5 protein-coding genes are annotated in these 5125 nt (G+C 75.6%); 4 read left to right on the top strand and 1 reads right to left on the bottom strand.

Annotated elements, in window-relative coordinates; translation table 11 throughout:
- Together JWR81_RS07040 and JWR81_RS07035 are read left to right on the top strand one after the other, a co-directional pair.
- On the top strand, positions 1–214 hold a 214-nt coding region (locus JWR81_RS07040), incomplete at its 5' end, for a hypothetical protein (protein WP_297648344.1).
- A gap of 201 nt (positions 215–415) precedes the next feature.
- Complete coding sequence (locus tag JWR81_RS07035) at positions 416–1180, top strand: oxidoreductase (protein WP_297648347.1); 765 nt, start codon at positions 416–418, stop codon at positions 1178–1180.
- A gap of 363 nt (positions 1181–1543) precedes the next feature.
- Here the strand turns inward: JWR81_RS07035 and JWR81_RS07030 are convergent, their stop codons facing one another.
- Complete coding sequence (locus JWR81_RS07030) at positions 1544–2404, bottom strand: HAD family phosphatase (RefSeq protein ID WP_297648341.1); 861 nt, start codon at positions 2402–2404, stop codon at positions 1544–1546.
- Positions 2405–2835: 431 nt separating this feature from the next.
- Between JWR81_RS07030 and ssd the strand changes: the two genes are divergently transcribed.
- Together ssd and JWR81_RS07020 are read left to right on the top strand one after the other, a co-directional pair.
- Positions 2836–3945, top strand: coding sequence for a septum site-determining protein Ssd (ssd, locus tag JWR81_RS07025; protein ID WP_297648339.1), 1110 nt, complete (start codon positions 2836–2838; stop codon positions 3943–3945).
- A partial coding sequence (locus JWR81_RS07020) for a TadA family conjugal transfer-associated ATPase (protein WP_297648337.1) occupies positions 3942–5125 on the top strand: 1184 nt, incomplete at its 3' end. The genes ssd and JWR81_RS07020, both read left to right, overlap by 4 nt.

Here is a 5125-nt window from a genome sequence, read left to right as displayed (position 1 = left end):
GTCCGCGATCGCGTCGGTGGCGGCGGCCCGCACCGGGGGCGTGGCCTCGGCGGCCGTGCCCTCCTTGGCCTCGACCGAGCTGGACATCGTCCATCCCCTTACCGGCCACGACGTCCGCGACCGGCACCGTGCCGACGGGACCGGCCGTCTCCCCCGAGCGAGCGGGCGGCCGGCGGCAGCGCCCACGCCACCCGGCAGCACCGCCGGCGTGTGACCCGGCAAGAACATAGGAGCGGTCCGCCGGATACGCGATTCCTGAGCGCCTTTTCCATCAGCCATGTGATCGGTATCACATCCCTCCTCGGCCACCGCCATCGCACATCACCCACGAACGATGGAAAGCGACATTCCGCGGCCCGTCTCCGGGCGGAGCGTGCCCCGGTGACACGATGACGGGATGGCCGCCCTGTCGCCCGTGTCCGACCCCCTCGCCCCGCTCGTCGAGCTGCCGGGGGTGGCCGACGCCGTCGCCCGCGCCCGCGACGCGCTCGTCGCCGTCCACAACCACCCCGTCAACCGACGCGGCTGGGCGGCCACCGCCGCCGAGGCGAGCCTGCGGGCGGCTCGGGCGTCGGCCGCCCTGGACGGGGCCCGGCTCGACCCGGCTCTCGGAGCCGGCGATGGCGACGACGCCGACCACACCGTGACCGACCCCGTCCTCGCCGGCGCCGTGCGGGTGGCCGAGGAGTCGGGGCGGATGCTCGCCGTCTGGCGGACCTCGCCACTGCAGGCGCTCGCCCGCCTGCACGTCGTCGCGGCCGCCGACCTGGTGGCCGACGACAGGCGCGACGCCGAGCTCGGGCGCCCGGCGAACAGCGCCGGGGTCTCCGCGCGGCTGTCGTTGCTGGCCGACCTCGTCACCGGAGGTACGGCCGTCCCGGCCCCGGTGCTCGTCGCCGTCGTGCATGGGGAGCTGCTCGCCCTGTCCCCGTTCCCGTCCGCGAACGGGGTGGTGGCCCGGGCCGCCGCTCGGCTGACCGCGGTGGCAGCCGGCCTCGACCCGAAGGCCCTGGCCGTGCCGGAGGTCGGGCACCTGCGCCGCGCCGAGGAGTACCGGAAGGCGGCCGCCGGTTTCGCGGCGGGCACCCACGAGGGACTGACGACCTGGCTGCTGCACTGCTGCGCGCAGTGGGAGGCAGGGGCGCGCGAGGGGTTATCGATCGCCGACGCCCGGCAATGAGGCACGAGCGAGAACGGGAGACGGGCGGCGCCCCCTGAGGGAACGCCGCCCGCCGACGCGAAGGCCGGGATCCAACGCCGCACTACACGTCGTGGTTGGCGGCCTCGGCGTCCGGCGTCCCGGTACGCAGGCCCCACGACGACATGCCTCCCGCGGCCGTGCTGTGCGCGGAGAGCCCGGCACTTCGCGTACGGAGTCAAGTCCGGGGTGGACGGGTGCTTCTCTGCCGCACCGCCCCTGGCCGGCCAGGAGTCCGCATTTCTGTTGTAGTCGGTGACCGGAGCCACAGCAAGTCCCATAGGGGGTGCACCGGTTCAGGCACGCAGCGTGGCGACCACGAGCTCCGTCGTCACGCTGCGGGAATCAGCACACGAACGACCGCAGGTCGGAGCGGGTGTGCAGCCGGTGCCCGAACCAGCCCGCGCCGAGCAGCGCGACGGCTCCGGCGCTCGCAGCGAGCACCGTTACGCCAGACGGTCGGAACCGCGACCGCAGCGCCACCGGATCGGCGAACGCGAGGATCGGCCAGCCGCGGGCGACGGCCTCGCGGCGCAGCGCCCGGTCGGGGTTGACCGCCGTCGGATGGCCGACGGCCTCCAGCAGCGGGAGGTCGGTGATGGAGTCGGAGTAGGCCCTGCAGTCCTCGAGCCGGTAACCGCGCTCGGTCGCGATGGTCTTCGCGGCGGTCGCCTTCTCCTCGCCGTAGCAGTAGTACTCGATCTCACCCGTGTAGCGGCCGTCCGCGACGCCCATCCGCGTGGCGAGACAGCGGTCGGCCCCGACGAGTGCCGCGATCGGCTCCACCACCTCGAGCCCGGACGCCGACAGCACGACGATCTCGTCGCCCTCCGCACGGTGCTCCGCGATCAGCGCGGTCGCCTCGGCGTAGACCAGCGGCTCGACGATCTCGTGCAGCGTCTCCGCGACTATCGCCCGGATCTGCGCGACCTCCCAGCCGGTGCACAGCGCGGTGATCCGCCGCCGCAGCAGGTCCATCGTGTCGGCGTCGGCCCCGGAGAGCACCAGCAGCAGCTGCGCGTAGACGCTGCGCAGCGCGGCCCGGCGGCTGATCAGCCCGCGCCGCCGGAACGGCCTGCTGAACGCGAGCGCGCTGGATCCGGCGATGATCGTCTTGTCGAGGTCGAAGAAGGCCGCGGCAACGGGTCCGGTGGATGGTCCACCGGACGACGCGGACGCGGGCGGGCTCGCGGGGGCACCGGACACGTCGAGCGAGCTTGCCAGAGGTCCACAGCCCTCGGACGGCCGACCGGGCAGGGCTGAGATGCTCCGTCCAGGTGTGCCCATCGGGGCTCGTGAACGGCTACAGTTGTGGTGTCCGGACTTGTCCGGACGTGGTTCAGCTCGACCCCCCGGAGCTGAACCGTTGACGACCCCCGCCAATCCCCCCTGGCGGGGGTCGTCCCTGTCCGGGGTGCCCTCGAATCCATTCTTCGTCCGGGGTGCCCCCGGAATCCATTCTTCCCGACCGCACCGACCGTTTCGGGGGAATCGGGGTCGAGTTGTCCACATCGATCCTGCGCCATCCACAGTTTCGAGATCGTCCCGCCGCACCCTCCCCGCCACCGCACGCTGATCCCGGTCGCTCCACCCCGGAGCGACGGCGATGAGCGGAGGCCGATGTGGGAGCCGACGGGATGTCCCGGAACGAGGGTGCGCACCGCGGGCTCGTGATGATGTCCGATCCGGATCTTCTCGACTCCGTGCTCCGCCTCGCCGCGGCGGCCGGCTGCGAGCTGCACCGCGTCGTCGACGCCGCGCAGGCCCGCGGCCACTGGGGCACCAGCCCGCTCGTGCTGCTCGACGCCCCCGCGGCCGAGCGCTGCGCCGTCGCCGGGCTCCCGCGGCGCGGCGGGGTGGTGGTCGCCGCGAGCGGTGCACCGCCGCCCGACGCCTGGCGGCACGCTGTCGCGGTCGGGGCCGAGCACGTCGTCTCGTTGCCCGAGGCCGAGGCGTGGCTGGTGGCCGCGCTCGCCGAGGCCTCGGAGGGCCGACACGGCAGCGGAGCGGTGCTGGCCGTCGTCGGCGGGCGGGGCGGGGCCGGGGCGTCGGTGTTCGCCGCCGCGGTGGCGGTCACAGCCGTGCGGGAGGGCGAGCGCGCGCTGCTCGTCGACTGCGACCCGCTCGGCGGTGGGCTCGATCTCGTCCTCGGCGCCGAGGACCTCGGCGGACTGCGCTGGCCCGACATCGATGTCGGTGGCGGGCGTGTCCCCGCCACGGCGCTGCACGCCGCGCTGCCCGCTCCGGCGGTGGGGCGCACCGGCGCCGGTGAGCTGGGAGTTCTGTCGTGCGACCGCTCGGCCCACGGCCCCACGCCCGCCGCCGTCGCCGCCGTCCTCGACGCCGGGCGCCGTGGCGGCGAGACGGTGGTGTGCGACCTGCCCCGCTACCCCACCGACGCCGCCGTCGCCGCGCTCGGCGCCGCCGACCTGACGCTGCTCGTGGTGCCCGCCGACGTCCGCTCGTCCGCGGCGGCCGCCCGGGTCGCGGCGGTGCTGTCCGAGCACGGCGGGCCCGTCCGGCTGGTCGTGCGCGGCCCCTCCCCCGGTGGCGTCGAGGCACGGGAGATAGCCCGCGCCCTGGATCTGCCGCTGCTGGCGGAGATGCGGCCCGAACCGGGGCTCGCCCGCTCCCTGGAGCGCGGTTCGGCTCCCGGCAGGCCCCGCGGTCCGCTCGCGACGGCCGCCCGAGCGGTGCTCACCGAGCTGCGTGCCGTCACCGGCGCCACTGCCGGGGGCACGTCGTGAACGCGCCGACGACGCTGTCGCCCGAGCCTGCGCTGGTCGATCGCGTCCGGTCCCGGCTCGCGGCGTCCGGCGCAGGCACGAGCCCGGCCGCGGTCGCCGCCGCCGTGCGGGCCGAGTCGGGGGGTGTCGCCGGCGACCTGGACGTGCTGGCCGCATTGCGCAGCCTGCGCCAGGAGTTCGTCGGGGCCGGTCCGCTCGACGAGCTGCTGCGCGATCCCCGCACCACCGACGTCCTGGTCTGCGGGCCCGACGCGGTGTGGGTCGACCGCGGCGCCGGTCTCGAGCGCAGCGCCGTCCGCTTCGCCGACGAGCCCGCGGTGCGCCGCCTCGCCCAACGCCTCGCCTCGGCGGCCGGGCGCAGGCTCGACGACGCGAGCCCGTACGTCGACGGCTGGCTGGCCGACGTAGGCGTCCGGCTGCACGCCGTCCTGCCACCCGTCGCCGCAGGCGGCACCTGCCTGTCGTTGCGGGTGCTGCGCCCGGCCGCGCACGACCTCGCGGCCCTGCGCTCGCTCGGCACGGTCGACGCGGAGGGCGAGGCCGTCCTGAGGGCGGTGCTCGCGGCCCGGCTCGCCTTCCTCGTGTCCGGCGGCACCGGCACGGGCAAGACCACGATCCTCGGTGCGCTGCTCAGCGCGGTCGACCAGCGCGAACGCATCATCTGCGTGGAGGACGCCGAAGAGCTGCGGCCGCGTCATCCGCACGTGGTCCGGCTCGTGTCGCGGCCCGCCAACATCGAGGGTGCCGGTGGCGTCGTCCTTCGCGACCTGGTCCGGCAGGCCCTGCGGATGCGCCCCGACCGGCTCGTTGTCGGTGAGGTCCGCGGGGCCGAGGTCTGCGACCTGCTCTCCGCACTCAACACCGGCCACGACGGTGGTGCCGGCACGGTGCACGCCAACTCCGCGCGTGAGGTGCCGGCCCGCATGGAGGCGCTCGCCGCGTCGGGCGGGCTCCCCCGTGCGGCGCTGCACAGCCAGCTGGCCGCGGCGATCCAGGTGGTCCTGCACATGCGGCGGCTGCGCGGCGGCGCCCGCGTGCTCGACGCCGTCGGGGTGCTCGGTCCGGCCCCGGACGGCGACCGGGCCGGGGTCGCGGTCCGTCCGGTGTGGGTGCGCGGCACGGGATGGACGCCGCACCGGGCGGCTCTCGGCACGCTGCTCGCCGAACGCGAGGTGCGGGC

Origin of the sequence: Pseudonocardia sp. (genome assembly GCF_025965585.1) — a bacterium.
Classification (GTDB): domain Bacteria; phylum Actinomycetota; class Actinomycetes; order Mycobacteriales; family Pseudonocardiaceae; genus Pseudonocardia.
This window is presented reverse-complemented; position numbering and strand designations above follow the sequence as displayed.

Bases quoted from the DNA above. Each gene is read 5' to 3' on its own strand.
- ssd (WP_297648339.1), top strand. From the start codon at position 2,836: ATGTCCCGGAACGAGGGTGCGCACCGCGGGCTCGTGATGATGTCCGAT.